Source organism: Kitasatospora sp. NPDC059088 (assembly GCF_042738155.1).
GTDB lineage: Bacteria > Actinomycetota > Actinomycetes > Streptomycetales > Streptomycetaceae > Kitasatospora.
In genome coordinates this window covers 113,803-140,382 of record NZ_JBHYGR010000002.1, presented here as the reverse complement: position 1 = coordinate 140,382, position 26,580 = coordinate 113,803, and the positions used below count along the sequence as shown (strand labels likewise).

Below are 26,580 nucleotides of genomic sequence, written 5' to 3'. Positions count from 1 at the left end.
GCCGCCGCCGCCCTCCCCACCAAGACCAACAATTATGGGCGGCACGGCCCGCCGGCCCCGCTCGGCCGGGCCCGCGGGCCCCCCCCCCGGGGGGGGGGGGGGGGCCCCTTCGGCGTCTAACCCCGCGCTCACCTGGGCGCACTTCCTCTCACGGGCAGCTCATGGCCGACTGTTATGGTCGGCTCACCATCCAGTCCCGCCGTCGCGGAAAGTGGGATCCATCGCATGTCTACGGCACCGCTGTTGTCCGTCGTGATGCCGATCTACAACGAGCAGGAGGCGCTCCCGCTCACCGTCGAGCGACTGCGCCCGATCCTGGACGGGCTGGGGGTCGACTACGAGGTCGTCGGCGTGGACGACGGCAGCCGGGACGCCACCCCCGTGCTGATGCAGAAGATCCGGCAGGACTGGTCGGAGTTCCGCATCGTCCGCTTCGCCCGCAACTCCGGGCACCAGGCCGCGCTCACCGCGGGCATCCACCGGGCCATCGGCGACTACGTGGTCAGCATCGACGCCGACCTCCAGGACCCGCCGGAGAAGATCCCGGAGATGCTCGACCTGGCCCGCGAACAGGGCCTCGACGTGGTCTACGGCGTGCGCGGGGACCGCGGCACCGACACCGCCTTCAAGCGCCGCAGCGCGGGCGCGTACTACTGGCTGATGCGCCGGCTGGTCGGCAAGCGGATGCCCAACCAGGCCGGCGACTTCCGGCTGCTCAGCCGGGCCGCCGTGGACGCCCTCAAGCAGCTGCCCGAGCACCAGCCGGTCTACCGGCTGCTGGTGCCGTGGCTCGGCTTCCCCAGCGGCGAGGTCGTCTACGTCCGCGAGGAGCGGGTCGCCGGCGGCACCCACTACCCGCTGTCCAAGATGGTGCGGCTCGCGCTGGACAGCATCACCAACTTCTCCGCCGCCCCGCTGCGGCTGGCCACCTACCTCGGCCTGGTCAGCTTCGTGGTCTGCATCGCGCTGGGGATCCACGCCACCGTCTCGTACGCGCTCGGCTCGACGGTGCCGGGCTGGTCCTCGCTGTTCATCGGGATGCTCTTCCTCGGCGGGGTGCAGCTGATCTGCGTCGGGCTGCTGGGGGAGTACGTGGGCCGGATCTACTCGGCGGTGCAGAACCGCCCGACCTACTTCGTCGGCTACGACTCGGCCGAGGACGACGACGAGCGGGGCCGGGGCCGGTGACGCTCACCGAGGAGCCGGTCGGGCCCGCCGCCGGGGCCCGCCGCCAGCTGCCGTCCTTCCTGGTCATCGGCGTCCTCAGCACCGTCTTCTACCTGGGGCTGTTCGTCGTCGCGCGGCGGTTCACCGACCCGCAGGCGGCCAACCTGATCGCCCTGGCGGTCAGCGCGGTGGCGAACACGGCCGCCAACCGGCGCTTCACCTTCGGGGTGGTCGGTTCGCAGGGGATGGTCCGCCACCAGCTGCAGGGCGCCGTCGCCTTCCTGATCGGGCTCGGCCTCAGCTCCGGGGTGCTCGCCCTGCTCGACCGGGTGGTGCCGGACGCCTCCCGGCCGGTGGAGGCCGGCGGGCTGGTCGTCGCCAACGGGCTGGCCACGGTCGCCCGGTTCGTCCTGTTGAAGGTCTGGGTCTTCCGGGGCGGATCCGCCGGGCAGCCGGACCGCTCCGAGGCCTGACCAGGGGATCCGCTCCACCGCCGACCGTCCGGCGTTCCCGGGGCGGACGGACCGTGTGCGCGCCCGGTGGTTCGCAGGCGGCCCACAGGGCCCCTGGGAGGTCTGGACCAATGGGGCCCTCGGTATGCTGGGCGCTTGCAGCCTGCCCGCAGACGGTGGCGGAAGTCCGGACCCGGTAGGGGGGAGACGGGCGGCAGGGACTTGACCGGAGGGGCACGGCACCGTGTCGACCATACAGAGCTCACCCGACAGCGAGACCGGGCACAGAACCGTGCCATCGGGACCGCCGTCCCCGCCCGCCGACAGCAGACGGCCGCGGCGCAACCCGTTCGTCCTGGCAGGCGGGCTCGCCCTGTCCTGGCTGGTGCCGGCCGGCCTGGTCGCGCTGCACCTGGGCGTCGTGCTGCTGCCGCTGCTGCTGCTCGCGGTCGCCGCCGTGATCAGGGTCGGCGGTGTGCTGCTCGACCGGCTCTTCGTCGCCGGGCTGATCCTGGTCGGCGCGGTGCTGGCCTTCGGCCTGGCCTTCTCGCTCTGGCCCTGGGGCCTGTCGCCGACGGCCACCAGCGGTGTGCTGTTCAGCGTGCTGACCACGGCCGCATGGGCCGCCCGGCGCGCCCCCCGGCTGCCGCTGCGCTTCCGCTGGTCGGACCTGCTGGTGGTGGGCACCTTCGCCGGGATGTGGCACTACCTGTTCCACCCGGTCGCCGGTGCGTCGGCCGCGGAGCGGGTCGCCTTCTTCGCCACGGCGGAGGACCGGCTCTCGCACTTCTCCTTCTTCTCCGGCATCCAGGGGGTCGGGGGCTTCGCCTTCCTCCACCAGGAGGCCGCCAGGTCCTACCTGATCCCGCCGTCCGAGGTGACCTACCCGCAGGGCTCGCACTTCCTGCTGGCCTGGATCGACGGGCTGGTCCACTCCGCCGCCGACCCCGGCGACATGATCCACACCATGAACCGGTACTTCCTGTACCTGCTGGTGGCGTACGCGCTGTTCTGCACCGTGCTGGTCTGGGCGGCGCGCTGGATCGGCGGGCCGCGGCTGCGCGGCTGGCGGGCGGCGGCGGTCTGCGCGACCGTCGGCGCGATCATGTTCTCCACCAACTACCTGGACCTGCTGGTCCACGGCTTCGACTCGACCTTCATCGGCCTGCTGCTGATCGCGCTCGCCTTCGCGGTGCTGATCCGGCCGGCGATGGGCCGCACCGAGTTCGTGCTGGCCGCCTCCGCCGGGCTGATCTCCGTCACCTACACGTACAACATCTACGGCGCGTTCGTCGGCGTGCCGCTGCTGGGCGCGCTGGTGGTGCACCGGCGCAGGTTCGCCGGGCGCTGGTGGTGGACGCTCGGCGCACTGGCGTGCGCGCTGGGCGTGGCCGCGCTGCCGAGCGTCCTGTCGGTGATGGGCGACCTGAACGTCGCGGACGCCTCGAACATGAGCGGCCCGAGCGTCGCCGCGGACCGCTCGATCCTGATCGGCGGCGGGCTGCTCGGCCTGCTGGCGGCGGCCATGCCGCGCAACCGCCGCACCGCCACCGGGCGGGCGCACCTGGCGGTGCTGCTCGGCACCGGCGGCCTGCTCAGCGCCTTCGCGGTCTACCAGCTGCAGACCATCGAGAAGTACTCGTACTACTTCCACAAGATGACGGCGGTGGGCGTCGTGGTCGCCCTGGTGTCGATCGGCGCGGTCGGGGCGGTCCTCCAGACACCCCACCGGGGCACCGGGAACACGCTGAGCCGGCGCCTGGGCGAGCTCGCGCTCTCCGGGCTGACGGTCGCCGCCGCGCTGAGTCTCTTCGCCAACGTGCAGTGGGGCTTCCTGGCCACCAAGGAGGCTCCCTCCGCGTGGTCCAACAACCCGCTGGTGGTCTGGAGCCGCGGCGAGGCCGAGACCGACATGGGCCCCAAGGGCATGGACGGGTTGCGGGCCCTGCGCAGCGACGGACCGGTGATCGCGCTGGTCTCCAACGACGAGGTCAAGAACCTCAAGGCCACCTGGCTCGCCTCGCTGATGAACCGGCGCGGCGGTGACATGAAGGCGCTGTACGACATCCACTGGGTGGGCATCGGCGGTCCGCAGGCGAAGGAGGAGGACTACCAGCGCTCCCTCGGCAGGTTGAAGGGCGCCATCGAGAAGCTCCCCGCGCCGCACCCGACGCCGACCATCCTGACCGCCGACCGTCCCGTGGGGGAGCGGATCAAGCGGGACCTGGCCAAGAACGGCGTGACGGTCGACGTCGTGAGCGATCAGGGGATCCTCTGGACCCAGCCGTGGGGCCGTACGTTCCCCGGGACCGTCTGAGATGGCGTCCGAGGGAACGCCCGCGCGCACCGAGCATTCACGGCCACCCGCTACTATTCACAGCAATCGCACGGCTTGGCCGGCCTCGTGCGGAGGCGTGCTGCACGGCCGGCCGGTGAATTCGGTGGTCATGTGATGAAGAACCCGATCGCCAAGCTGCTTGGGGCGCTTCCCCCGGGGGCGCGGCTCGTGGTCGGTGGCACGGTCGTGCTCGGAGCTTCGGCGTACGTCTACATGGCGCTCGTGGGCTACAGCCTGAGTGCCGTGGGCAAGGCCAACGTCACCATGCTCTGGACCATCGTGATGTCCGTGGGGTGGGGACTCTTCCAGCCGGTCGAACTCGAACTGACCCGGCTGGTGGCCGCCCGCAAGGTGGCCGGACACGGGGCACTGCCCGCGGTGCGCCGGATGCTGCTCCTCGCGATGGCACTCCTGGTCGCGGTGTGCGCACTGCTGGCCGCGGCCGCGGGCCCGGTCGCCGACCTGCTGTTCAGCGGGGACAAGGCACTGGTGGTCGCCCTGGCCGGCGGCCTGGCCGGCCTCGCGGTGAGCTCGGTGGCCCGCGGTGCCCTGGCCGGCCTCGGGCTGTTCGGCCCGTACGGCACGCAGCTGGCGGTCGACGGCGGGCTGCGGATCGGCCTGGCCGCGGTGGCCGCGGCGGCCGGCCTGCACTCGGCGCTGGCCTTCGGCCTGATCCTCTTCGTCTCCCCGCTGGCCGCCTCGCTGATCGGCCTGCGCGGCACCCTCGCGGACCGCACCCCCGGCCCGGAGGTGCCCTGGAAGCAGCTGACCGGCGGCCTCGGCCTGCTGATCGCCTCGGTGATGCTGAGCCAGCTGGTGGTCAACGCGACCGTGGTCTGCGTGCGCCTGCTCTCTCCGAAGCACTCCGAGGCCTCCGACGCGCTGGTGTTCGCGATCGGCCAGGCGGTGGTGATGGCCCGGGCGCCGCTGTTCGCCTACAGCGCCCTGCAGGCCTCGATGGTCTCCGCGCTCTCCGGCGCCGCCGCGGCCGGCGACCACGCCGAGTTCCGCAAGGTGCTGACCCGTACCACCGCGATCGTCGCCGCGATGTGCATCGGCGGCGGCCTGCCGGTGATCGTGCTCGGCTCCAAGCTCAACCCGCTGCTGTTCAACGCCAAGGACGTGCTCGGCCCGCTGGACTTCGTCTGGCTGGTCTTCGGAACGCTCTGCTACGTCCTGGCGACGGTCTTCGGCCAGGCGCTGATGTCGAGCGCCCAGCACCGCCGCCAACTGGTCGGTTGGACCGCCGGTTCCGTAGCATTGGTGGTTGTCGCGCTCGCACCGGGCGATGTGGGTCTCCGGGCAGAGCTCGCGTACCTGGCGGGCTCACTGGTCAGTGCCGTCCTGATGTTGTGGTCGCTGTACCGTGCCTTCCCCTCCCGCCCCGCTGCCGTGTCGGCAGACCGGTCCGCGGCAGAGCCGCTGCGGACCTCCTGAGGGTGGGCCCAGACACCATGACCAGCACCGATAGACAGACCCGAGGCACGGGCCGCCGTGCCGTTCGCCAAGCATGGAGCACCTGTGTCCGAGTATGACAACGTCTGGCTGGTGATCCCGGCCTACAACGAAGGCCAGGTGATCGCCGACGTCGTGGAGGGGGCACGCAAGACCTTCCCGAACATCGTGGTGATCGACGACGGCTGCACCGACGACACGGCCGAGCACGTCATGACGACCGGCGCCCACCTGGTGCGGCACCCGGTCAACCTGGGGCAGGGCGCCGCGCTCCAGACCGGTCTCAAGTACGCGCTCGCCCAGGAGGGCGCCGAGTACTTCGCGACCTTCGACGCGGACGGCCAGCACCAGACCGCCGACGTCGAGAAGATGGTGGCGCTGCTGCGCGAGGGCGAGGCCGACATCGTCCTCGGCTCCCGCTTCATCGAGCAGACCGGCCAGGTGCCGTGGATCAAGCGGGTGGTGCTCCGCACCGCCGCCGCGGTCAGCCCGACCGCCCGCAAGCTCAAGCTCACGGACGCGCACAACGGGCTGCGGGTGATGAACCGCGAGGCCGCCGGCCGGATCAAGATCACCATGAACGGCATGGCACACGCCTCGGAGATCGTCTCCTTCCTCGCCGGCTCGGACCTGCGGGTCGCCGAGGTTCCGGTGGACATCCTCTACACCGACTACTCGCGCGCCAAGGGCCAGTCCCTGATCAACGGCGTGAACATCCTCTTCGACATCTCGCTGCGGGAGCGTAACGGCCGATGAACCACCTCTGGATCCAGCTCATCCTGGTCGTGGCCGCGGTGGCCATGGCGCTCGTCTTCGTCTGGCGCTGGGACAAGGCGAACACCCGGGCGTGGAAGCGCATCGCCTTCACGCTCTTCGTGATCGTCAACGTCGTCGCGATCCTGTGGCCGAGCGGCGTGACCAAGCTGGCCACCGCGCTGGGCGTCGGCCGCGGCACCGACCTGGTGCTCTACCTGATGGTCATCGCCATGGGCTTCCTGACCCTCAACACCTACCTGCGCTTCCGCTCGCTGGAGAAGAAGATCACCGACCTGGCCCGCACCGTGGCCATCACCGAGGGTGTCCGGCACAACAACGACCGGCTCAACGCCCCGGTCGGCTCCGAGCACTGATCCCGGGCGGTCACCACAGCGCAGTACCAGTGGCGGGGGGGGGGGGCGGCCGGCGCGGGCGCGCCCCCCCCCCCCCCCCCCACTGCCGACCCCGGCCGACGCGGTCGTTCGAAAAAAGCTGGTTGACTTGACCCGCCCGGCGGCCGCGGCCGGGCGGCACCGAAGCGTGATCCAGGACCAGGAGGTGCGGCGCCGTCATGAGCGTCGATTTCGTCATCCCGTACTACGGCGACCCGGAGTACCTGTTCGCCACCATCGACAGCATCCGGGCGCAGCACCAGCAGGACTGGCGGCTGACCGTGGTGGACGACCAGTACCCGGGCAACCGGGCGCTGGAGTACATCGAGGGCCTGGACGACGAGCGGATCCGCTACGTCCGCAACGAGGAGCGGCTGGGCCCCAACGGCAACACCTACAAGGCGTCGACCCTGGCCGAGCGCGAGTTCGTCTCGATGATGGGCGCCGACGACCTGCTGGAGCCGAACTACCTGGACGTCGTCCTGGAGCGGATGAAGGCCGACCCGAAGGCGATCGCGGTCCAGCCGGGCGTCAAGGTGATGGACAGCGACGGGAACCTGGTGCCGTCGCTCGGCATCGGTGACAAGGTCAAGCGCCGGATCGCCGCCCCGGCCCGCAAGGCCGGCCTGATCAGCGGCGAGGACGCGGTGAAGAGCCTGCTGTCCGGGAACTGGCTGTACACCCCGTCGCTGCTGTACCGGCAGTCCGCGCTGTCGAAGATCCCGTACCGCCCGGACATCGACGCCGTGCACGACCTGGCGTTCATGGTCGACATGCTGATGGAGGGCGGCAACCTGCTGGTCGACGAGCGCGAGGTGTTCCGCTACCGCCGCCACCAGGCCAGCGACTCCTCGAACCGGGTCAAGGACGGCAAGCGCTTCGACGAGGAGCTCCAGTACTACACCCTGATCGCCAAGGAGCTGCGGGCCAAGGGCTGGAACGCCGCGGCCCGCTCGGCCGATCTCCACCTCTCCTCCCGGCTGCACGCCCTGATGGTCGCCGCCGGGCGCCTCGGCGCGGGTGACTTCGCCCACGCCGGCGCCATGGTCGGCCGCGCCGTCCGCAGCAGCTGACCCGGTCCGCGGCGGGGCGGGGCTGAACGCCGGGCCGTCGGCTCCGCGTTGTCCGGAAGGAAGGGCGGCGCGGGCCGGCGGGCCGTTTCGCGGACGCGGTCGGACGGGCGGCACCGGTTCGGACGCACCTGGTCCACCGGATGATCACGATGACTCCACACCGGGCCGCATGGCAGACTTCCCGTGCGATCCAACGACTGGGGGTGCGTGTGGGCGACTCGCGGGCACCTGTGAAAAAGACATGACAAGTGCTGGTTCCAACAACGAGGGAAGTGTCCCGGTGCAGCCGCTGATCGATTCTGCCCATGCGACCGACGGGCGGACATTGAAGGAGGGCGGTGACGGGAACGGGACCGCCGAGCCGAAGGCTCCTCCGGCCGCGCTCCTGCGGCTGCGGGTCCTCGCCGCCCACCGCTGGTTCTGGCCGGCGGCCGTGCTGCTCGGCTACCTCGCGCAGACGGCGTTCCGGCTGTCGCTGTCGATCCACAACTACTACCCGTCGGTGCACGCGGACGAGGACGGCTACCTCGCGATCGCGCGGGTGCTGGCCGGCAAGCCGGCCTCCGAGATGCCCACCGGCGTGATCATCCCCGGCGGCTACCCGCTGCTGATCTCGCCGGCGCTCCGGATAGCCGACAACCCGGACACCGCGTACCACCTGATCATGGTGATCAACGCGGTGCTCAACGCGCTGGTCTTCCCGCTGGCCTTCGCGGCGGCCCGCCGCCTGGGGCTGTCCCGGCCGCAGGCGTTCCTCGCCGGGTCCGCCGTCGCGCTGGTGCCGCCGGTGATCTTCTACTCCCAGTTCGTGATGACGGACGCCGTCCTCCCGGTGCTCCTGCTGATCTGGCTGATCTCGATGCACGGCTGGCTCTCGCCCGGATCGACCCGCCGCCGCGCGCTGTACGCGGCCGCGATGAGCCTGGCCGCCGGCTACTCGATGGCCACCCACGACCGCGGCGGCGTGGTCGTGGCGCTGACCGCACTGGCCCTGCTGGTGGTGCTCGCCATCGGCTGGGCGCCGCGGCTCGCCTCGCTGGCCGGGCTCGGCGCGCTCGCGGTGGCCTACCTGGGCACCAAGCTGCTGGACGGTTACGTCACGGCCCAGTTCAAGGACGTCCCGGGCGCGGGCGTCGGCAACAAGGTCTTCGACAACCTCGAGAACGGCAAGTACACCACCACGATCGTCGTCCGGACCCTCGGCGAGCTGTGGTACTTCATGACCTCCACCTACGGCCTGGGCGCGATCGCCTTCGTGCTGTGCGTGGTGGCGGTGTTCCACCGCCGCTCCACGGCGGCCGACCGGGTGGTCTCCTTCGTCATGGTCGCCCTGCTGTGCGGCACCGCGCTGGCCTCCGCCGCGGGCCTCGCGGACGACAACCGCGTCGACAACTGGGTGTACGCCCGGTACTGCGCCGTGCTGGTGCCGGTGTTCATGGTGGTCGGCCTGGTCGTGCTGTTCCGGGCCGGGAAGCGCCGGCTGCTGCAGCTGGCCGCGCTCGGCACGGTGGTCGTCGGGATCACCGGGCTCGCCGTCACCGAGTACGCGGGGCGCAAGCTCAACGTCTGGATCATCCCGTGGACGGTGCCGGACGCCCAGTTCCTCTCCTCGACCTACGACGGCCTGCACATGGGCCGCACGACCTTCGGCGCGCTCGCCGTGCTGGGCGCCTGCCTGCTGCTGCGGGTGGTCGGCGGCCGCCGGATCATCGCGGCCGTGGTGGGCTGCCTGACGCTCTTCGCGGCCTACGCGACGGTCGCCGTCACCAACAACATCGCCGAGCCGCACTCCAAGTTCCGCAAGTACGAGGCCGTCGGCCTGCCCAAGGAGGCCGGCCTGGGCAAGGGCGACAACGTGGTCCTGGACTGGGACCTCGACTGGGGCAGCCGGATGTCGCTGGCCTTCGAGGTCTACTGGGGCCGGGTCTGGACCAGCAACGTGAAGAACGGCAACACCCCGCCGGAGTCGGCCACCGCGATCCTGCTGGCCGTCTCCAAGGACCCGGGCACCAAGCCGGAGTCCAGCTGGCAGAAGCCGCTCCCGGGCTGGCACGTCGCGAAGTACAACATGGAGCGCGGCTGGGTGCTCTGGCGCAAGGGCTGAGCTGCGGTTCCACCCCTTCGGGGCCGGTGAGGTACGCCTCACCGGCCCCGATTGGCATCCGGGCTGCTCCATGTGGCAGTATGTCCAAGTTGCTCGGTTGAGTGCCGATGCTGCGCGCCTCCCGCCGGGAGGACTGGAAGCGAGTCCCATGTACTCGTCGTTCCCGTGATGGCCGTCAAGCGTGAGTTCTACGCCACGGCAGCTGCGGGGCGAAAGTACGGGAATCTTCCGGGAAGCGTGTGCGGGGCCTCGGCCCGGCCACCCCCACCCCGAAAGTTTGAAACCGACGAAGTACTTCGCCGGTTTTTTGCAAGCGCGAGTGCGACACGCCCGAGCGCGGGGGTCGGAGGAGGGTCGTGCAGTGACTAAGGACAAAGGACTACTGAGTAGCCATGGCGGGACAGAAGATCCGCATCCGGCTCAAGGCCTACGACCACGAGGTCATCGATTCCTCGGCGAAGAAGATCGTCGAGACGGTGATCCGTACTGGTGCGCAGGTCGCAGGCCCGGTGCCGCTGCCCACTGAGAAGAACGTGTACTGCGTCATCCGCTCGCCGCACAAGTACAAGGACTCGCGCGAGCACTTCGAGATGCGCACTCACAAGCGTCTGATCGACATCCTCGACCCCACGCCGAAGACGGTTGACTCGCTCATGCGTCTCGACCTGCCGGCTGGCGTCGACATCGAGATCAAGCTCTGAGAGGCGCACCGAAGATGGCTAAGCAGATTAAGGGCATCCTGGGCGAGAAGCTCGGCATGACCCAGGTCTGGGACGAGAACAACCGGGTCGTTCCGGTGACCGTCGTCAAGGCTGGGCCCAATGTCGTGACCCAGGTCCACACCGCCGACAGCCCGGCCGGCTACGACGCCGTCCAGATCGGCTTCGGCGAGATCGACCCCCGCAAGGTGAACAAGCCCCTCGCGGGCCACTTCGCCAAGGCCGGTGTCACCCCCCGTCGCCACCTGGTCGAGCTCCGTACCTCGGACGCCTCCGAGTACACCCTGGGCCAGGAGATCACCGCCGAGCTGTTCGAGGCGGGTGTCAAGGTCGACGTGACCGGCACCTCCAAGGGCAAGGGCTTCGCCGGTGTCATGAAGCGCCACAACTTCCGGGGCCTCGGCGCCGGTCACGGTGTGCAGCGCAAGCACCGCTCGCCCGGCTCGATCGGTGGCTGCGCCACCCCGGGTCGCGTGTTCAAGGGCGTGAGGATGGCCGGCCGGATGGGCCACGAGCGTGTGACCACCCAGAACCTGACCATCCATGCCGTTGACGCGGAGAAGGGGCTGCTCCTGATCAAGGGCGCAATCCCGGGCCCGAACGGCGGCCTCATCCTCGTCCGCACCGCGGCGAAGGGGCTGTGAGGATATGAGCACCATTGACATCCTGTCGCCCTCGGGTGACAAGACCGGCAGCCTCGAGCTGCCGGCCGAGATCTTCGACGCGAAGGTCAGCGTTCCGCTGATGCACCAGGTCGTCGTGGCGCAGCTCGCTGCGGCCCGTCAGGGCACCCACAAGACCAAGACTCGCGCCGAGGTCCGCGGTGGCGGCAAGAAGCCGTACCGCCAGAAGGGCACCGGCCGCGCCCGTCAGGGCTCGACCCGTGCGCCGCAGTTCGCCGGCGGTGGCGTCGTGCACGGTCCCGTGCCGCGTGACTACTCGCAGCGGACCCCGAAGAAGATGATCGCCGCCGCCCTGCGCGGTGCGCTCACCGACCGGGCCCGCCACAACCGCATTCACGTCATCACCGACGTGACCGCGACCGAGGCGCCGTCGACCAAGGCCGCCAAGGGCCTGTTCGGCAAGATCACCGAGCGCAAGAACGTCCTCCTGGTCGTCGAGCGTTCGGACGAGCTGGGCCTCAAGTCCGCTCGCAACCTGCCGAACGTCCACATCCTGGACGCCGGTCAGCTGAACACCTACGACGTGCTCGTCTCCGACGATGTGGTCTTCACCCAGGCCGCCTTCGAGCGTTTCGTGGCCGGTCCGGCCGCGTCCGCCAAGGCCGTGGCTGCTGAGGGCGAGCTCGAAGGGAGCGCCGCCTGATGGCTGCAGAGATCACGAGCAAGACGTTCACGGACCCCCGTGACGTCCTGGTGAAGCCGGTCATCTCGGAGAAGAGCTACTCGCTCCTCGACGAGAACAAGTACACGTTCGTCGTGTCGCCCGGTGCCAACAAGACCCAGATCAAGCAGGCCGTCGAGGCGGTCTTCTCGGTCAAGGTCGAGTCCGTCAACACGCTCAACCGTCAGGGCAAGCGCAAGCGCTCCAAGACGGGCTTTGGCAAGCGCAAGGACACCAAGCGCGCCATCGTGACGCTGGCTGAGGGCAACCGCATCGACATCTTCGGTGGTCCGGTCTCCTAACGGGGATCGTGATCGTCGATAAGGACGAGGACGAGAGAGCCAAATGGGCATCCGCAAGTACAAGCCGACTACGCCGGGCCGTCGTGGCTCCAGCGTGGCCGACTTCGTAGAGATCACGCGGTCCACCCCGGAGAAGTCGCTGGTTCGCCCCCTGCACAGCAAGGGCGGCCGTAACAACGCCGGTCGGATCACCGTTCGCCACCAGGGTGGCGGCCACAAGCGCGCCTACCGCGTGATCGACTTCCGTCGTCACGACAAGGACGGCGTGCCGGCGAAGGTCGCGCACATCGAGTACGACCCGAACCGCACCGCGCGCATCGCGCTCCTGCACTACCTGGACGGCGAGAAGCGCTACATCATCGCGCCGCGTGGCATCGCGCAGGGTGACCGGATTGAGAACGGCCCTGGCGCCGACATCAAGCCGGGCAACAACCTGCCGCTGCGCAACATCCCGGTCGGTACCACCATCCACGCGGTGGAGCTGCGTCCCGGCGGCGGTGCCAAGCTGGCCCGCTCCGCGGGCTCCGGCATCCAGCTGCTGGCGCGTGAGGGCAAGATGGCGCACCTGCGCATGCCCTCCGGTGAGATCCGCCTGGTCGACGCGCGCTGCCGCGCCACCGTCGGCGAGGTCGGCAACGCCGAGCAGTCGAACATCAACTGGGGCAAGGCCGGCCGTATGCGCTGGAAGGGCGTCCGCCCGACCGTGCGTGGTGTCGCCATGAACCCGATCGACCACCCGCACGGTGGTGGTGAGGGTAAGACCTCTGGTGGCCGCCACCCGGTCTCGCCGTGGGGCCAGAAGGAGGGTCGCACCCGTCGCCCGAAGAAGGCGTCGGACGCTCTCATCGTGCGCCGCCGCAAGACCAACAAGAAGCGCTAGGAGCAGGTCAGATGCCGCGCAGTCTCAAGAAGGGCCCCTTCATCGACGGCCACCTTCTCAAGAAGGTGGACGCTCAGAACGAGGCGGGTACCCAGAACGTCATCAAGACCTGGTCCCGTCGCTCCGTGATCTTCCCGGCCATGCTCGGCCACACGATCGCGGTGCACGATGGCCGTAAGCACGTCCCGGTGTTCGTCACCGAGTCGATGGTCGGCCACAAGCTCGGCGAGTTCGCGCCGACGCGTACCTTCCGCGGTCACGTCAAGGACGACCGCAAGTCGAAGCGTCGCTAGTCGCCAGCGAGATTACCGACTCAATGACTTACACCAGCAAGGGGACAACCATGGAAGCCAGGGCCCAGGCGCGGTACATCCGCGTCACGCCCATGAAGGCCCGCCGCGTGGTGGACCTCATCCGTGGCCTGCCGGCCACGGAGGCCCAGGCCGTCCTGCGTTTCGCTCCGCAGGCCGCCACCGTGCCGGTCGGCAAGGTGCTCGACAGCGCCATCGCCAACGCCGCGCACAACTACAACCACTCCAACGTGGACGACCTCGTCATCAGCGAGGCGTACGTTGACGAGGGTCCGACCCTGAAGCGGTTCCGTCCGCGTGCGCAGGGTCGTGCCTACCGGATCCGCAAGCGGACCAGCCACATCACCGTGGTCGTCAGCAGCAAGGAAGGGACCCGGTAATGGGCCAGAAGGTTAACCCGCACGGGTTCCGCCTCGGCATCAGCACGGACTTCAAGTCCCGCTGGTACGCCGACAAGCTGTACAAGGACTACGTCAAGGAAGACGTTGCCATTCGTCGCATGATGACGAAGGGCATGGAGCGCGCCGGCATCTCCAAGGTCGAGATCGAGCGCACCCGCGACCGCGTCCGCGTCGACATCCACACCGCCCGTCCCGGCATCGTCATCGGGCGTCGTGGCACCGAGGCCGACCGCATCCGCGGCGACCTCGAGAAGCTGACCGGCAAGCAGGTCCAGCTGAACATCCTCGAGGTCAAGAACCCCGAGCTGGACGCCCAGCTCGTGGCTCAGGGCGTCGCGGAGCAGCTGTCCTCCCGCGTCTCCTTCCGTCGTGCCATGCGCAAGTCGATGCAGGGCACCATGAAGTCCGGCGCCAAGGGCATCAAGGTCCAGTGCTCCGGTCGTCTCGGCGGCGCCGAGATGAGCCGTTCGGAGTTCTACCGCGAGGGCCGTGTGCCGCTGCACACCCTGCGCGCGAACGTCGACTACGGCTTCTTCGAGGCCAAGACCACCTTCGGCCGCATCGGTGTGAAGGTCTGGATCTACAAGGGCGACGTCAAGAACATCGCCGAGGTCCGCGCTGAGAACGCCGCTGCCCGCTCGGGCAACCGCCCGGCCCGTCCCGAGGGTGGTCGTCCCGCCCGCGGTGGCGAGCGCCGTGGTGGCGAGCGCGGTGGCCGTGGCCGTCGCCCCGCCGCTGCCGAGGCCCCCGCGGCCGCGGCCGCCGAGGCTCCGGCTGCCGAGAACACCGGAACGGAGGCCTGACCCCAATGCTGATCCCCCGTAGGGTCAAGCACCGCAAGCAGCACCACCCGAAGCGCCGCGGCGCTGCCAAGGGTGGCACCGAGCTCGCGTTCGGCGAGTACGGCATCCAGGCCGTCACCCCGGCCTACGTGACGAACCGGCAGATCGAGTCCGCTCGTATCGCCGTCACCCGTCACATCAAGCGTGGCGGCAAGGTCTGGATCAACATCTACCCGGACCGCCCGCTCACCAAGAAGCCGGCCGAGACCCGCATGGGTTCCGGTAAGGGTTCGCCCGAGTGGTGGATCGCGAACGTGCACCCGGGTCGGGTCATGTTCGAGCTGTCGTACCCCAACGAGAAGGTGGCTCGTGAGGCGCTGACCCGCGCAGCTCACAAGCTCCCGATGAAGTGCCGGATCATCCGGCGCGAGGCAGGTGAGAGCTGATGTCGGCCGGCACCAAGGCTGCTGACCTCCGCGAGCTGGACAACGAGGGTCTCGTTGCCAAGCTCCGTGAGGCCAAGGAGGAGCTGTTCAACCTCCGCTTCCAGGCGGCGACCGGGCAGCTCGACAACCACGGACGGCTCAAGCTCGTCCGTAAGGACATCGCGCGGATCTACACCCTGATGCGCGAGCGCGAGCTGGGCATCGAGACGGTGGAGAGCGCCTGATGACTGAGAACACCAACGAGACGCGCGGTTTCCGCAAGACCCGTGAGGGTCTCGTCGTCAGCGACAAGATGGACAAGACCGTCGTCGTCGCCGTCGAGGACCGCGTCAAGCACGCTCTGTACGGCAAGGTCATCCGCCGTACGAACAAGCTGAAGGCGCACGACGAGGCGAACGCCTGCGGCATCGGCGACCGGGTGCTCCTCGCGGAGACCCGCCCGCTGTCCGCGACGAAGCGCTGGCGCGTCGTCGAGATCCTCGAGAAGGCCAAGTAACGAAGTTGATGCGGTACGGCCGTATGTGCACCAGGTCCCTCGCGGGCGCTGGTGTGAGCAGCGGCCGGCCCGTCAGCTCTCGTTGACGATCAGGAGAAAGCTGTGATCCAGCAGGAGTCGCGACTGCGTGTCGCCGACAACACGGGCGCGAAGGAAATCCTTTGCATCCGCGTTCTCGGTGGTTCCGGTCGCCGCTACGCCGGTATCGGGGACGTCATCGTCGCGACCGTCAAGGACGCGATCCCCGGCGGTTCGGTCAAGAAGGGTGACGTCGTCAAGTGCGTCGTCGTCCGTACCGTGAAGTCGCGTCGTCGTCCGGATGGCTCGTACATCCGCTTCGACGAGAACGCCGCGGTCGTTCTGAAGAACACCGATGGTGACCCCCGTGGCACCCGCATCTTCGGCCCGGTGGGCCGCGAGCTGCGTGACAAGAAGTTCATGAAGATCATCTCGCTTGCGCCGGAGGTGCTCTAACTCATGGCGAACAGCATGAAGATCAAGAAGGGTGACCTGGTCCAGGTCATCACCGGCAAGGACAAGGGCAAGCAGGGCAAGGTCATCCAGGCCATGCCGGCTGAGAACAAGGTCCTGGTCGAGGGTGTCAACCGGGTCAAGAAGCACACCAAGCCGGGTCCGGGCACTCAGGGTGGCATCGTCACCGTCGAGGCCCCGGTGCACGTCTCCAACGTCCAGCTGGTCGTGGAGAAGGACGGCAAGAAGGTCGTCACCCGCGTTGGCTACCGCTTCGACGACGAGGGCAACAAGATCCGCGTTGCCAAGCGAACCGGTGAGGACATCTGATGTCTGAGACGTCTGTTGAGAAGGTGACCCCCCGCCTCAAGGAGCGTTACAACTCCGAGATCAAGGGTCAGCTGCAGGAGCAGTTCTCGTACGAGAACGTCATGCTGACGCCCGGCCTGGTCAAGGTCGTCGTCAACATGGGTGTCGGCGAGGCCGCCCGTGACAGCAAGCTGATCGAGGGCGCGATCCGCGACCTGACCGCGATCACCGGTCAGAAGCCGGCCGTGACCAAGGCTCGTAAGTCCATCGCGCAGTTCAAGCTGCGCGAGGGCCAGCCGATCGGCACCCACGTCACCCTCCGTGGTGACCGCATGTGGGAGTTCCTGGACCGTCTGGTTTCGCTGGCCCTGCCGCGAATCCGTGACTTCCGTGGCCTCTCCCCGAAGCAGTTCGACGGCCGTGGCAACTACACCTTCGGTCTGACCGAGCAGGTCATGTTCCACGAGATCGACCAGGACAAGGTCGACCGTCAGCGCGGTATGGACATCACCGTCGTGACCACCGCCCAGACCGACGACGAGGGCCGGGCGCTCCTGCGCGCTCTGGGCTTCCCGTTCAAGGAGGCGTAACACATGGCGAAGAAGTCCCTCATCGCGAAGGCCGAGCGGAAGCCGAAGTTCGGCGTCCGGGCCTACACCCGGTGCCAGCGCTGCGGCCGTCCGCACTCGGTGTACCGCAAGTTCGGCCTGTGCCGTGTCTGCCTTCGTGAGATGGCGCACCGCGGCGAGCTGCCGGGCGTGACCAAGAGCTCCTGGTAACCAGGACCTCGCGGTAACGCCATAGCGAAGCAGGTGTGCCCGACCCCACAGAGCCCCTTTTTTGGGGCTGCGTACGGAATCCCGTAGGGTAGTGAGGTCGGGCCCCCTGTCGCGGTAGCTCCATAGCTGCCGTCGACCCTCTTCGGAGGGCTCGCACCCAGTCTTACGACGCCGCAGGTCCCCTGCGTCTGTGCCCCTGCCGCACTCCCCGGAGTGCGGCAGGGGGACCTGGCGCGGAGAAACCACGGCGAGAGAGGCCTGAGGCCATCATGACCATGACCGACCCCATCGCAGACATGCTCACGCGTCTGCGTAACGCTAACTCGGCGTACCACGACTCTGTGGCGATGCCGGCCAGCAAGATCAAGGCGCACGTCGCCCAGATCCTGCAGCAGGAGGGGTACATCTCCTCCTACAAGGTTGAGGAGCCCGCTGAGGGCGAGGTCGGCAAGAAGCTGACCATCGAGCTCAAGTTCGGTCCCAACCGTGAGCGCTCGATCGCTGGCATCAAGCGGATCAGCAAGCCGGGCCTGCGGGTCTACGCAAAGTCCACCAACCTGCCGAAGGTGCTCGGCGGCCTGGGCGTGGCGATCATCTCCACGTCCTCGGGTCTCCTCACCGACAAGCAGGCTGCCAAGAAGGGCGTAGGCGGAGAAGTTCTCGCCTACGTCTGGTAATTCGGGAAACGGAGGTACAGCAATGTCGCGCATTGGACGGCTGCCCATCCCGGTTCCCGCCGGCGTGGACGTCACCATCGATGGCCAGGCGGTCTCGGTGAAGGGCCCCAAGGGCTCCCTCACCCACGTTGTCGCCGCGCCGATCGAGATCGGTAAGGGCGAGGACGGCAACCTGGTCGTCACCCGCCCCAACGACGAGCGTCAGTCGAAGGCCCTGCACGGCCTTTCCCGCACGCTGGTGGCGAACATGATCACCGGCGTGACCGCGGGCTACCGCAAGTCGCTGGAGATCAGCGGTGTCGGCTACCGAGTTCTGGCGAAGGGCTCCGACATGGAGTTCCAGCTGGGCTACAGCCACCCGATTCTGGTCGAGGCCCCCGAGGGCATCTCCTTCGTCGTCGAGTCGGCCACCAAGTTCCACGTGGACGGCATCGACAAGCAGAAGGTCGGCGAGGTCGCCGCGAAGATCCGCAAGCTGCGCAAGCCCGACCCGTACAAGGCCAAGGGCGTCAAGTACGCGGGCGAGGTCATCCGCCGCAAGGTCGGAAAGAGTGGTAAGTAAGCGATGAGCGTCTCTGTCAAGATCGGCAAGGGCAACGCCTACAAGAGCGCCGCTCGCAAGCGCCGCGCGATCCGCGTTCGCAAGCGCGTCGTCGGCACCGAGGTGCGTCCGCGCCTCGTCGTGACGCGCTCGAACCGTCACATGGTCGCCCAGGTCATCGACGACGCCAAGGGTCACACCCTGGCGTCGGCGTCCACCCTCGACGTGTCCATCAAGGGCGCCGAGGGCGACAAGACCGAGCTGGCCAAGAAGGTCGGGAGCCTGGTCGCCGAGCGCGCCAAGGCTGCCGGCATCGAGGCGGTCGTCTTCGACCGCGCGGGCAACCGGTACGCCGGCCGCATCGCCGCCCTGGCGGACGCGGCTCGCGAGGCCGGGCTCGACTTCTAAGCCGCTCGTCGACTCAGTCGACGGACGTAATCGAGAGAGGTAATTCCAATGGCTGGACCCCAGCGCCGCGGTAGCGGCGCCGGCGGTGGCACCGGCGGTGGCGAGCGGCGCGACCGTAAGCGTGACGACCGGGGCAACGCCCCCGCCGTCGAGAAGACCGCTTACGTCGAGCGCGTTGTCGCGATCAACCGTGTCGCCAAGGTTGTCAAGGGTGGTCGTCGTTTCAGCTTCACCGCGCTGGTCGTGGTGGGCGACGGTGACGGCACCGTGGGTGTCGGTTACGGGAAGGCGAAGGAGGTTCCGGCCGCCATCGCCAAGGGTGTTGAGGAGGCCAAGAAGAACTTCTTCAAGGTCCCCCGTATCCAGGGCACCATCCCGCACCCGATCCAGGGTGAGAAGGCCGCCGGCGTCGTGCTGCTGAAGCCCGCCGCCCCCGGTACCGGTGTTATCGCCGGTGGTCCGGTGCGCGCCGTCCTGGAGTGCGCCGGCATTCACGACATCCTGTCGAAGTCGCTCGGCTCGGACAACGCGATCAACATCGTGCACGCCACCGTGGCTGCTCTGAAGGGCCTCGTGCGCCCCGAGGAGATCGCCGCCCGTCGTGGCCTGCCGCTGGAGGACGTGGCCCCCGCCGCTCTGCTGCGGGCGCGTGCTGCAGGGGTGAGCGCCTGATGGCTCGCCTGAAGATCACGCAGACCAAGTCGTACATCGGCAGCAAGCAGAATCACCGTGACACCCTGCGTTCGCTTGGTCTCAAGCGCATGCACGACGTCGTGGTGAAGGAGGACCGTCCCGAGATCCGCGGGATGGCCCACACGGTCCGTCACCTGGTGACGGTTGAGGAGGTGGACTGATCATGGGCGACAACCCGATCAAGATCCACAACCTGCGTCCCGCCCCGGGTGCCAAGACCGACAAGATCCGCGTGGGTCGTGGTGAGGGCTCCAAGGGTAAGACCGCCGGTCGTGGTACCAAGGGCACCAAGGCCCGCTACCAGGTTCCGCAGCGCTTCGAGGGTGGCCAGATGCCCCTCCACATGCGCCTGCCGAAGCTGAAGGGCTTCAAGAACCCGTTCAAGATCACGTTCCAGGTCGTCAACCTCGACAAGCTGGCCGAGCTCTACCCGCAGGGTGGCGCCGTCACGGTCGAGGACCTGGTCGCCAAGGGCGCGGTTCGCAAGAACTCCCTCGTCAAGGTGCTCGGCACCGGCGAGGTCTCGGTTGCGCTGCAGGTGACGGTCGACGCCGTCTCCGGCTCGGCCGCCGAGAAGATCAAGGCCGTCGGCGGTACGGTCACCGAGCTCGTCTGAGCCCGCTGAACCCGCCGACAACCGGCTTCGAGCCCCGCACCTCCTTCGGGAGGTGCGGGGCTCGTGCTTTTACCCCGGCTTTCACTCCGGGGCCGAAATCAGCCGGTACCGGGCCTCGTTCTTTTGTGTGGCAAAACCGGGCATCCCGTACCCCCGTGAGTGGGGGAGGGACGGTACGCGCTTCTTTCGAGTGGCCGCGCACTGTTAGAGTCCGTGGAGTTCCCTTGTAGGCTGCGCGTAGGCTCGCCTGTGCCGTCTGTACGGGGGCCCGTACCGCAAAAACTCCCCATTCAGGACCGACCCTCCCGCCGACGACGTGCGGGAGGCGCAGGAGGCACCGTGCTCAGTGCGTTCGCGCGGGCGTTCCAGACGCCCGACCTGCGCAAGAAGCTGCTGTTCACGCTGGGCATCATGGTGCTGTTCCGGCTGGGCTCGCACATTCCGATTCCGGGCGTGAGCTTCACGGCCGTGAACGAGTGCATCAAGGACACCAAGAACAACGGCCTCTTCGGACTCGTCAACCTGTTCAGCGGTGGCGCGCTCCTCCAGCTGACGATCTTCGCGCTCGGCATCATGCCGTACATCACCGCGAGCATCATCCTCCAGCTCCTCACCGTCGTGATCCCGCGACTGGAGGCGTTGAAGAAGGAGGGCCAGGCCGGCACCGCGAAGATCACCCAGTACACCCGCTACCTGACCATCGCGCTCGCCGTGCTCCAGGGCACCGGCATCGTGGCGACGGCCTCCAGCGGTGCGCTGTTCTCCGGCTGCCCGGTGGGCAACCAGATCGTGCCGGACACCTCGGTGTTCCGGATCGCCGTCATGGTGCTCACGATGACGGCCGGCACCACGGTCATCATGTGGCTGGGCGAGCTGATCACCGACCGCGGCATCGGCAACGGCATGTCGCTGCTGATCTTCACCTCGATCGCCGCGCAGTTCCCGACCTCGATGTGGGCCATCAAGCAGTCCGGCACCATCGGCGGCGGCTGGGTCGAGTTCCTCTCCGTGGTCGCGGTCGGCGTCATCGTTGTGATGCTGGTCATCTTCGTCGAGCAGGCGCAGCGCCGGATCCCGGTCCAGTACGCGAAGCGGATGATCGGCCGCCGGGCCTTCGGCGGTACCTCGACCTACATCCCGCTCAAGGTGAACCAGGCCGGTGTCATCCCGGTCATCTTCGCCTCGTCGCTGCTGTACATCCCGGCGCTGGTGGTCCAGCTGACCAACAGCCAGTCGGGCTGGGCGGTGTGGGTCAAGCAGAACTTCGTCAAGGGTGACCACCCGATCTACATGGCCACCTACTTCCTGCTGATCGTCTTCTTCGCCTTCTTCTACGTCGCCATCTCCTTCAACCCCGAAGAAGTTGCCGACAATATGAAGAAGTATGGTGGCTTCATCCCGGGCATCCGGGCCGGCCGTCCGACGGCCGAGTACCTGAACTACGTGCTGACCCGAATCACGTGGCCGGGTTCGCTCTACCTGGGCCTGATCGCGTTGATCCCGATGATCGCCCTGGTCGCCTTCGGACAGCAGACCAACTTCCCGTTCGGCGGCACCAGCGTGCTCATCGTCGTCGGCGTCGGACTCGAAACTGTGAAGCAGATCGAGAGCCAGCTCCAGCAGCGCAATTACGAAGGGTTCCTCCGCTGATGCGTATCGTCCTCGTTGGTCCTCCCGGGGCCGGGAAGGGTACTCAGGCGCACCTGCTCGCCAAGACCCTGTCCATCCCCCACATCTCCACCGGCGACCTGTTCCGCGCCAACATCGGTCAGGGCACCCCGCTGGGGCTCGAGGCCAAGGGCTACATGGACGCGGGTCGCCTGGTACCGGATGAGGTCACCATCGGGATGGCCAAGGACCGCATGCTGCAGGCCGACGCGGCCAACGGCTTCCTGCTCGACGGCTTCCCCCGCAACCTGGGCCAGGCCAAGGCGCTCGACGAGTTCCTCGCCGAGCAGGGCATCGTGCTGGACGGCGTGCTGGACCTGGAGGTCCCCGAGGACGAGGTGGTGCGCCGGATCGCCGGCCGCCGCCTGTGCCGCAAGAACGGCAGCCACGTGTTCCACGTCGCGTACAACCCGCCGAAGGAGGAGGGTGTCTGCGACGAGTGCGGTGGCGAGCTGTACCAGCGCTCGGACGACACCGAGGAAGCGGTGCGCACGCGCCTGGAGGTCTACCACACGGAGACCGAGCCGATCATCGACTACTACGTCCAGCAGGGCCTGGTGGCGACGATCTCGGCCCTCGGCAAGGTGGACGAGGTCACCCAGCGCGCGATCGAGGCGCTGAAGAAGAACGGCTGAGTTCGCTCGGCGAGGTACGCGTGACGGCCGGGTCGCCCGTGGAGCGGGCGGCCCGGCCGTTTTCGACGTCGTACGGTGGTAGGCAGTGGTAATCCGGACTTGGAAGGCGTGACCTGATGGTGGAGATCAAGACCCCCGAGCAGATCGCGAAGATGCGGGCGGCCGGGCTGGTCGTCGCCGAGGCGCTCAAGGCCTGTCGCGAGGCGGTCGCTCCCGGGGTGACCACCCAGGAGCTCAACGACATCGCCGACAAGGTCATCACCGACCACGGTGCCACCTCGAACTTCCGCGCCCACCACGGCGGCCTGTGGTTCCCGGGCGTGATCTGCGCCTCGGTGAACAACGAGGTCGTGCACGGCATCCCGGGCGAGCGGGTGCTGCAGGAGGGCGACATCATCTCGATCGACTGCGGCGCCATCCTGGACGGCTGGCACGGCGACTCGGCGATCACCGTCGCGGTCGGCGAGGTCCGCCCCGAGGTCGAGATGCTCAGCCGGGTGACCGAGGGCTCGATGTGGGCCGGCATCGCCCAGATGAAGAAGAACAACCGCCTGGTGGACGTCTCCAAGGCGATCGAGGGCTACATCCGGCGCCAGCCGCTGCCGCCCAAGGGCAAGTGGGGCATCACCGAGGGCTACGGCGGCCACGGCATCGGCACCGCGATGCACATGGAGCCGCACGTGCTGAACTACGTCGAGCGCGGCCGCGGCAAGGGCCCGAAGCTGGTGCCGGGCACCGTGCTGGCGATCGAGCCGATGGTCTCGCTCGGCACCCCGCACACCGCGGTGCTGGAGGACGACTGGACGGTCGTCACCAACGACGGCACCTGGGCCTCCCACTGGGAGCACTCGGTGGCCGTCACGGAGGAGGGCCCGCTGGTGCTGACCGCCTTCGACGGCGGCCGGGCCGAGCTCGCCAAGCTGGGCATCACCGCAGCTCCGGACCCGCTGGCGTAGTCGCCCGGGCGGTCAACTGCCGCCGCTGACAAGGGATCAGAGCCCTGGAGGTTTGGACCTCCAGGGCTTTTGTCCTATTTTTAACGGCTGGCAGTGGCAGTTACTGGCCCAGTGGCTTACGAGCGAGCAGGAGAGCGCAGTGCTCAAGGGATTCCGCGACTTCATGATGCGCGGCAACGTCATCGACATGGCCGTCGGTGTGGTCATCGGTGCCGCGTTCACCGCGGTGGTGACCGGCTTCGTGTCCGCCTTCCTCACCCCGCTGGTCGGCGTGGTGGTCGGCGCGGCCGGCGACTTCAGCTCGTACACGGCGGAGATCGGCGGGGTGAAGTTCCCGTACGGCCAGTTCCTGAACGTGCTGATCGCCTTCTTCATGACCGCCGCGGTGCTGTACTTCTGCGTGGTGCTGCCGATCACCAAGGCCACCGCCCGCTACCTGCCGAAGAAGCCGAAGGTCGCGAAGCGCCCGTGCCCCGAGTGCCTGACCGAGATCCCCGAGGCCGCCCGCCGCTGCTCGGCCTGCACCGCCCACGTCGACCCGCTGGCCGTCCCCACCGGGGTCTGACGGTGCCGGTGTGACGGCGGACTCCTTCCGGTACCCCCGTTTTGGACCCCGGGACGCGCTGGCGTAGGATGGACCGTCGGCTCACTCGTAGCGTGCTTCAGCACGCCCTCTTCCCCTCGGGGGCGGGGTGAACCCAGGTTCGCACGAGCGTTCCGCATACGGTAGCCGGTCCCGGAAGGTGGATCTCGCAGTTCATGGCTAAGAAGCAAGGCGCCATTGAGATCGAGGGCACCGTGATCGAGTCTCTTCCGAACGCGATGTTCAAGGTCGAGCTGCAGAACGGTCACAAGGTCCTCGCGCACATCAGTGGCAAGATGCGCATGCACTACATCCGCATCCTGCCGGACGACCGGGTGGTCGTGGAGCTCAGCCCCTACGACCTCACGCGCGGCCGGATCGTCTACCGCTACAAGTAAGAACGTCAGATCTAGACCCGGAGAACCTGAACATGAAGGTCAAGCCGAGCGTCAAGAAGATCTGCGACAAGTGCAAGGTGATCCGCCGTCACGGCCGGGTCATGGTGATCTGCGACAACCTGCGCCACAAGCAGCGCCAGGGCTGATCTCCCTCCCGCATTTCTCGTAGTACTTCGCGCGACGCGAAAACGTCATACGCGGGTCACCCGATCCGTCCCGGACGGGACGGACTGCCGCCCCCGGTCAGAGGCCGGGGCTCCCTCACCGTGAGGTGTCGGAGTAGGTGCCCGTCAGACCTCTGAAGAACCACAGGAGCCTTGAATGGCACGCCTCGCCGGCGTTGATCTCCCCCGTGAGAAGCGGATCGAGATCGCCCTTACGTACGTGTACGGCATCGGCCGTACCCGCGCCCAGCAGACCCTCGCCGAGACCGGCGTCAACCCGGATGTCCGCGTTCGCGACATCACCGAGGACGACCTGGTCAAGCTGAGCCAGTACATCGACGCCAACTACACGGTCGAGGGTGACCTCCGCCGTGAGGTGGCCGCCGACATCCGCCGCAAGGTCGAGATCGGCTGCTACGAGGGTCTGCGTCACCGCCGTGGCCTGCCGGTCCGCGGCCAGCGCACCCACACCAACGCGCGTACCCGCAAGGGCCCGCGTCGCGCGATCGCCGGCAAGAAGAAGCCGGGCAAGAAGTAGTCCGTCCCGTCACCGGACATCCCTCCGGCCCGCGGGTCAGCGGACCGACCACCTCAGTAGGAGAACAGACTTATGCCCCCCAAGGGTCGTCAGGCTGCCGGCGCGAAGAAGATCCGCCGCAAGGAAAAGAAGAACGTCGCTCACGGCCACGCGCACATCAAGAGCACGTTCAACAACACCATCGTTTCGATCACCGACCCCGCGGGCAACGTGATCTCCTGGGCCTCCGCCGGCCACGTCGGCTTCAAGGGTTCGCGCAAGTCCACCCCGTTCGCCGCGCAGATGGCCGCCGAGGCCGCTGCCCGTCGCGCGCAGGAGCACGGCATGCGCAAGGTCGACGTCTTCGTGAAGGGTCCGGGCTCCGGCCGCGAGACCGCGATCCGTTCGCTCCAGGCCACCGGCCTGGAGGTCGGCTCGATCCAGGACGTCACCCCCACCCCGCACAACGGCTGCCGTCCGCCGAAGCGCCGCCGCGTCTGACGCAGCGCCTTCGGGCACGCGGGTAACGCTTTAAACCACGTACGGGGTCCTGTTTTCTGCGGGACCCCGTACGCTTGGTCCTGTCGGCATCAAATAGTGGGTGCCGAAGACAACTGGAGGAACACCCCCCATGCTTATCGCTCAGCGCCCCTCGCTGACCGAAGAGGTCGTCGACGAGTTCCGCTCGCGGTTCGTGATCGAGCCGCTGGAGCCGGGCTTCGGCTACACCCTCGGCAACTCCCTGCGCCGCACGCTCCTGTCGTCGATCCCGGGTGCCGCTGTCACCAGCATCCGCATCGACGGCGTCCTGCACGAGTTCACCACCGTGCCGGGCGTCAAGGAGGACGTGACCGACCTCATCCTCAACATCAAGCAGCTGGTCGTCTCCTCGGAGCACGACGAGCCGGTCGTGATGTACCTGCGCAAGCAGGGCCCGGGCGTCGTGACCGCCGCCGACATCGCCCCGCCGGCGGGTGTCGAGGTGCACAACCCCGAGCTGGTCCTCGCCACGCTGAACGGCAAGGGCAAGCTGGAGATGGAGCTGACCGTCGAGCGCGGTCGCGGCTACGTCTCCGCCGTCCAGAACAAGGCCTCCGGCCAGGAGATCGGCCGCATCCCGGTCGACTCGATCTACAGCCCCGTGCTGAAGGTCACCTACAAGGTCGAGGCCACCCGTGTCGAGCAGCGGACCGACTTCGACAAGCTGATCGTCGACGTCGAGACCAAGCCCGCCATGCGTCCGCGCGACGCCATGGCCTCGGCCGGCAAGACCCTGGTGGAGCTGTTCGGCCTCGCCCGCGAGCTGAACATCGACGCCGAGGGCATCGACATGGGCCCGTCCCCGACGGACGCCGCCCTGGCCGCCGACCTGGCGCTGCCGATCGAGGAGCTGGAGCTCACCGTTCGGTCGTACAACTGCCTCAAGCGCGAGGGCATCCACACCGTGGGTGAGCTCGTCGCCCGCTCCGAGGCCGACCTGCTCGACATCCGCAACTTCGGTGCGAAGTCGATCGACGAGGTCAAGGCGAAGCTGGCCGGCATGGGCCTGGCCCTCAAGGACAGCCCGCCCGGGTTCGACCCGACCGCCGCCGCCGACGCCTTCGGCGCCGACGACCTGGACGACGCGGGTTACGCGGAGACCGAGCAGTACTAAGAGATTTGGCCGCGGGGGCGGTTCCACGGAGCCGCCCCCGTCGTCATGGCAAGTCGTACCGGCAACAGTGCCGGTACGCCCGCTGCGGTACCT

General features: G+C 68.2%; 38 protein-coding genes. All 38 read left to right on the top strand.

All coding sequences use genetic code 11. The features are described from left to right. The first annotated feature begins 225 nt into the window (after positions 1-225). Positions 226-1,188, top strand: coding sequence for a glycosyltransferase family 2 protein (locus tag ACFWXO_RS01590; RefSeq protein ID WP_380521249.1), 963 nt, complete (start codon positions 226-228; stop codon positions 1,186-1,188). Further along, positions 1,185-1,640, top strand: a complete 456-nt coding sequence (locus ACFWXO_RS01585; protein ID WP_380521247.1) for a GtrA family protein — start codon at positions 1,185-1,187, stop codon at positions 1,638-1,640. Before ACFWXO_RS01590 ends, ACFWXO_RS01585 begins: the two co-directional genes overlap by 4 nt. 223 nt (positions 1,641-1,863) lie before the next feature. After that, positions 1,864-3,936, top strand: coding sequence for a hypothetical protein (locus ACFWXO_RS01580; protein WP_380521245.1), 2,073 nt, complete (start codon positions 1,864-1,866; stop codon positions 3,934-3,936). A gap of 135 nt (positions 3,937-4,071) precedes the next feature. Continuing rightward, positions 4,072-5,394, top strand: coding sequence for a hypothetical protein (locus ACFWXO_RS01575; RefSeq protein ID WP_380521243.1), 1,323 nt, complete (start codon positions 4,072-4,074; stop codon positions 5,392-5,394). An 84-nt stretch (positions 5,395-5,478) separates the two neighbouring features. Then, entirely contained in the window at positions 5,479-6,168 is a 690-nt protein-coding gene (locus tag ACFWXO_RS01570) for a glycosyltransferase family 2 protein (protein WP_375882069.1), read from the top strand. Beyond that, positions 6,165-6,542, top strand: coding sequence for a DUF2304 domain-containing protein (locus ACFWXO_RS01565; protein ID WP_375882070.1), 378 nt, complete (start codon positions 6,165-6,167; stop codon positions 6,540-6,542). Before ACFWXO_RS01570 ends, ACFWXO_RS01565 begins: the two co-directional genes overlap by 4 nt. A 197-nt stretch (positions 6,543-6,739) precedes the next feature. Then, complete coding sequence (locus tag ACFWXO_RS01560) at positions 6,740-7,633, top strand: glycosyltransferase family 2 protein (RefSeq protein ID WP_375882072.1); 894 nt, start codon at positions 6,740-6,742, stop codon at positions 7,631-7,633. A gap of 280 nt (positions 7,634-7,913) precedes the next feature. Beyond that, positions 7,914-9,737, top strand: a complete 1,824-nt coding sequence (locus ACFWXO_RS01555; protein WP_375882074.1) for a hypothetical protein — start codon at positions 7,914-7,916, stop codon at positions 9,735-9,737. 392 nt (positions 9,738-10,129) lie between these two features. Next, positions 10,130-10,438 (top strand): 30S ribosomal protein S10, encoded by a 309-nt coding sequence (gene rpsJ, locus ACFWXO_RS01550; protein ID WP_012785157.1) that lies wholly within the window; start codon positions 10,130-10,132, stop codon positions 10,436-10,438. Positions 10,439-10,452: 14 nt separating this feature from the next. Next, positions 10,453-11,100: a 50S ribosomal protein L3 gene (gene rplC, locus ACFWXO_RS01545; RefSeq protein WP_350503569.1), complete on the top strand. Its 648-nt coding sequence runs from the start codon at positions 10,453-10,455 to the stop codon at positions 11,098-11,100. Between the two features lie 4 nt (positions 11,101-11,104). After that, complete coding sequence (gene rplD / locus ACFWXO_RS01540) at positions 11,105-11,782, top strand: 50S ribosomal protein L4 (protein ID WP_375882076.1); 678 nt, start codon at positions 11,105-11,107, stop codon at positions 11,780-11,782. Continuing rightward, positions 11,782-12,102 carry a 50S ribosomal protein L23 gene (gene rplW / locus ACFWXO_RS01535; protein WP_063348967.1) on the top strand — a complete coding sequence of 107 codons (321 nt, stop codon included), beginning with the start codon at positions 11,782-11,784 and terminating at the stop codon, positions 12,100-12,102. Before rplD ends, rplW begins: the two co-directional genes overlap by 1 nt. A 43-nt stretch (positions 12,103-12,145) precedes the next feature. Continuing rightward, positions 12,146-12,982, top strand: a complete 837-nt coding sequence (rplB, locus tag ACFWXO_RS01530; RefSeq protein ID WP_375882079.1) for a 50S ribosomal protein L2 — start codon at positions 12,146-12,148, stop codon at positions 12,980-12,982. A gap of 11 nt (positions 12,983-12,993) precedes the next feature. After that, positions 12,994-13,275, top strand: coding sequence for a 30S ribosomal protein S19 (gene rpsS, locus ACFWXO_RS01525; RefSeq protein WP_030055821.1), 282 nt, complete (start codon positions 12,994-12,996; stop codon positions 13,273-13,275). Positions 13,276-13,325: 50 nt separating this feature from the next. Continuing rightward, complete coding sequence (rplV, locus tag ACFWXO_RS01520) at positions 13,326-13,673, top strand: 50S ribosomal protein L22 (RefSeq protein WP_030055822.1); 348 nt, start codon at positions 13,326-13,328, stop codon at positions 13,671-13,673. Continuing rightward, positions 13,673-14,497, top strand: coding sequence for a 30S ribosomal protein S3 (rpsC, locus tag ACFWXO_RS01515; RefSeq protein ID WP_188301636.1), 825 nt, complete (start codon positions 13,673-13,675; stop codon positions 14,495-14,497). Before rplV ends, rpsC begins: the two co-directional genes overlap by 1 nt. Before the next feature lie 5 nt (positions 14,498-14,502). Next, positions 14,503-14,922 carry a 50S ribosomal protein L16 gene (gene rplP / locus ACFWXO_RS01510; RefSeq protein WP_030055824.1) on the top strand — a complete coding sequence of 140 codons (420 nt, stop codon included), beginning with the start codon at positions 14,503-14,505 and terminating at the stop codon, positions 14,920-14,922. Next, positions 14,922-15,146, top strand: coding sequence for a 50S ribosomal protein L29 (rpmC, locus tag ACFWXO_RS01505; protein WP_049649042.1), 225 nt, complete (start codon positions 14,922-14,924; stop codon positions 15,144-15,146). The genes rplP and rpmC overlap by 1 nt, the downstream gene beginning before the upstream one ends. Next, positions 15,146-15,418 (top strand): 30S ribosomal protein S17, encoded by a 273-nt coding sequence (gene rpsQ / locus ACFWXO_RS01500; protein ID WP_030055826.1) that lies wholly within the window; start codon positions 15,146-15,148, stop codon positions 15,416-15,418. The genes rpmC and rpsQ overlap by 1 nt, the downstream gene beginning before the upstream one ends. Before the next feature lie 102 nt (positions 15,419-15,520). Further along, the gene (rplN, locus tag ACFWXO_RS01495) at positions 15,521-15,892 is read left to right on the top strand and encodes a 50S ribosomal protein L14 (RefSeq protein WP_030393301.1); all 372 of its coding nucleotides are present in this window, start codon (positions 15,521-15,523) and stop codon (positions 15,890-15,892) included. A gap of 15 nt (positions 15,893-15,907) precedes the next feature. Continuing rightward, positions 15,908-16,219: a 50S ribosomal protein L24 gene (rplX, locus tag ACFWXO_RS01490; RefSeq protein ID WP_030232484.1), complete on the top strand. Its 312-nt coding sequence runs from the start codon at positions 15,908-15,910 to the stop codon at positions 16,217-16,219. Next, positions 16,219-16,788: a 50S ribosomal protein L5 gene (gene rplE / locus ACFWXO_RS01485; protein ID WP_030300393.1), complete on the top strand. Its 570-nt coding sequence runs from the start codon at positions 16,219-16,221 to the stop codon at positions 16,786-16,788. Before rplX ends, rplE begins: the two co-directional genes overlap by 1 nt. Positions 16,789-16,791: 3 nt before the next feature. Next, positions 16,792-16,977, top strand: a complete 186-nt coding sequence (locus tag ACFWXO_RS01480; RefSeq protein ID WP_030393303.1) for a type Z 30S ribosomal protein S14 — start codon at positions 16,792-16,794, stop codon at positions 16,975-16,977. A 269-nt stretch (positions 16,978-17,246) separates the two neighbouring features. Then, positions 17,247-17,654 (top strand): 30S ribosomal protein S8, encoded by a 408-nt coding sequence (gene rpsH, locus ACFWXO_RS01475; RefSeq protein WP_030280781.1) that lies wholly within the window; start codon positions 17,247-17,249, stop codon positions 17,652-17,654. Between the two features lie 22 nt (positions 17,655-17,676). Beyond that, on the top strand, positions 17,677-18,216 hold the full coding sequence (gene rplF, locus ACFWXO_RS01470; protein WP_375882084.1) for a 50S ribosomal protein L6: 540 nt from the start codon (positions 17,677-17,679) through the stop codon (positions 18,214-18,216). 3 nt (positions 18,217-18,219) lie between these two features. Then, complete coding sequence (gene rplR / locus ACFWXO_RS01465; protein ID WP_030232494.1) at positions 18,220-18,603, top strand: 50S ribosomal protein L18; 384 nt, start codon at positions 18,220-18,222, stop codon at positions 18,601-18,603. 48 nt (positions 18,604-18,651) lie between these two features. After that, positions 18,652-19,275, top strand: a complete 624-nt coding sequence (rpsE, locus tag ACFWXO_RS01460; protein ID WP_030055834.1) for a 30S ribosomal protein S5 — start codon at positions 18,652-18,654, stop codon at positions 19,273-19,275. Further along, on the top strand, positions 19,275-19,457 hold the full coding sequence (gene rpmD, locus ACFWXO_RS01455; protein WP_030055835.1) for a 50S ribosomal protein L30: 183 nt from the start codon (positions 19,275-19,277) through the stop codon (positions 19,455-19,457). The genes rpsE and rpmD overlap by 1 nt, the downstream gene beginning before the upstream one ends. A gap of 2 nt (positions 19,458-19,459) precedes the next feature. Further along, a complete protein-coding gene (gene rplO, locus ACFWXO_RS01450) occupies positions 19,460-19,912 on the top strand; it encodes a 50S ribosomal protein L15 (RefSeq protein WP_380521236.1) in 453 nt (150 codons plus the stop codon). A gap of 339 nt (positions 19,913-20,251) precedes the next feature. Continuing rightward, positions 20,252-21,562 carry a preprotein translocase subunit SecY gene (secY, locus tag ACFWXO_RS01445; RefSeq protein ID WP_375882088.1) on the top strand — a complete coding sequence of 437 codons (1,311 nt, stop codon included), beginning with the start codon at positions 20,252-20,254 and terminating at the stop codon, positions 21,560-21,562. Next, positions 21,562-22,215 (top strand): adenylate kinase, encoded by a 654-nt coding sequence (locus ACFWXO_RS01440; protein ID WP_380397400.1) that lies wholly within the window; start codon positions 21,562-21,564, stop codon positions 22,213-22,215. The genes secY and ACFWXO_RS01440 overlap by 1 nt, the downstream gene beginning before the upstream one ends. A gap of 116 nt (positions 22,216-22,331) precedes the next feature. Beyond that, positions 22,332-23,171 (top strand): type I methionyl aminopeptidase, encoded by an 840-nt coding sequence (map, locus tag ACFWXO_RS01435; protein WP_380521233.1) that lies wholly within the window; start codon positions 22,332-22,334, stop codon positions 23,169-23,171. A 139-nt stretch (positions 23,172-23,310) separates the two neighbouring features. After that, complete coding sequence (mscL, locus tag ACFWXO_RS01430; RefSeq protein ID WP_375882094.1) at positions 23,311-23,736, top strand: large conductance mechanosensitive channel protein MscL; 426 nt, start codon at positions 23,311-23,313, stop codon at positions 23,734-23,736. 194 nt (positions 23,737-23,930) lie between these two features. Next, a complete protein-coding gene (gene infA, locus ACFWXO_RS01425) occupies positions 23,931-24,152 on the top strand; it encodes a translation initiation factor IF-1 (protein ID WP_003956442.1) in 222 nt (73 codons plus the stop codon). Positions 24,153-24,184: 32 nt separating this feature from the next. Then, positions 24,185-24,298 (top strand): 50S ribosomal protein L36, encoded by a 114-nt coding sequence (gene rpmJ, locus ACFWXO_RS01420; protein WP_003956441.1) that lies wholly within the window; start codon positions 24,185-24,187, stop codon positions 24,296-24,298. Positions 24,299-24,473: 175 nt separating this feature from the next. Next, positions 24,474-24,854, top strand: a complete 381-nt coding sequence (rpsM, locus tag ACFWXO_RS01415; protein WP_316523629.1) for a 30S ribosomal protein S13 — start codon at positions 24,474-24,476, stop codon at positions 24,852-24,854. Positions 24,855-24,926: 72 nt separating this feature from the next. After that, positions 24,927-25,334: a 30S ribosomal protein S11 gene (gene rpsK, locus ACFWXO_RS01410; RefSeq protein ID WP_030232513.1), complete on the top strand. Its 408-nt coding sequence runs from the start codon at positions 24,927-24,929 to the stop codon at positions 25,332-25,334. Positions 25,335-25,464: 130 nt separating this feature from the next. Next, positions 25,465-26,487: a DNA-directed RNA polymerase subunit alpha gene (locus tag ACFWXO_RS01405; protein WP_030055844.1), complete on the top strand. Its 1,023-nt coding sequence runs from the start codon at positions 25,465-25,467 to the stop codon at positions 26,485-26,487. The last annotated feature ends 93 nt before the right edge of the window (positions 26,488-26,580 follow it).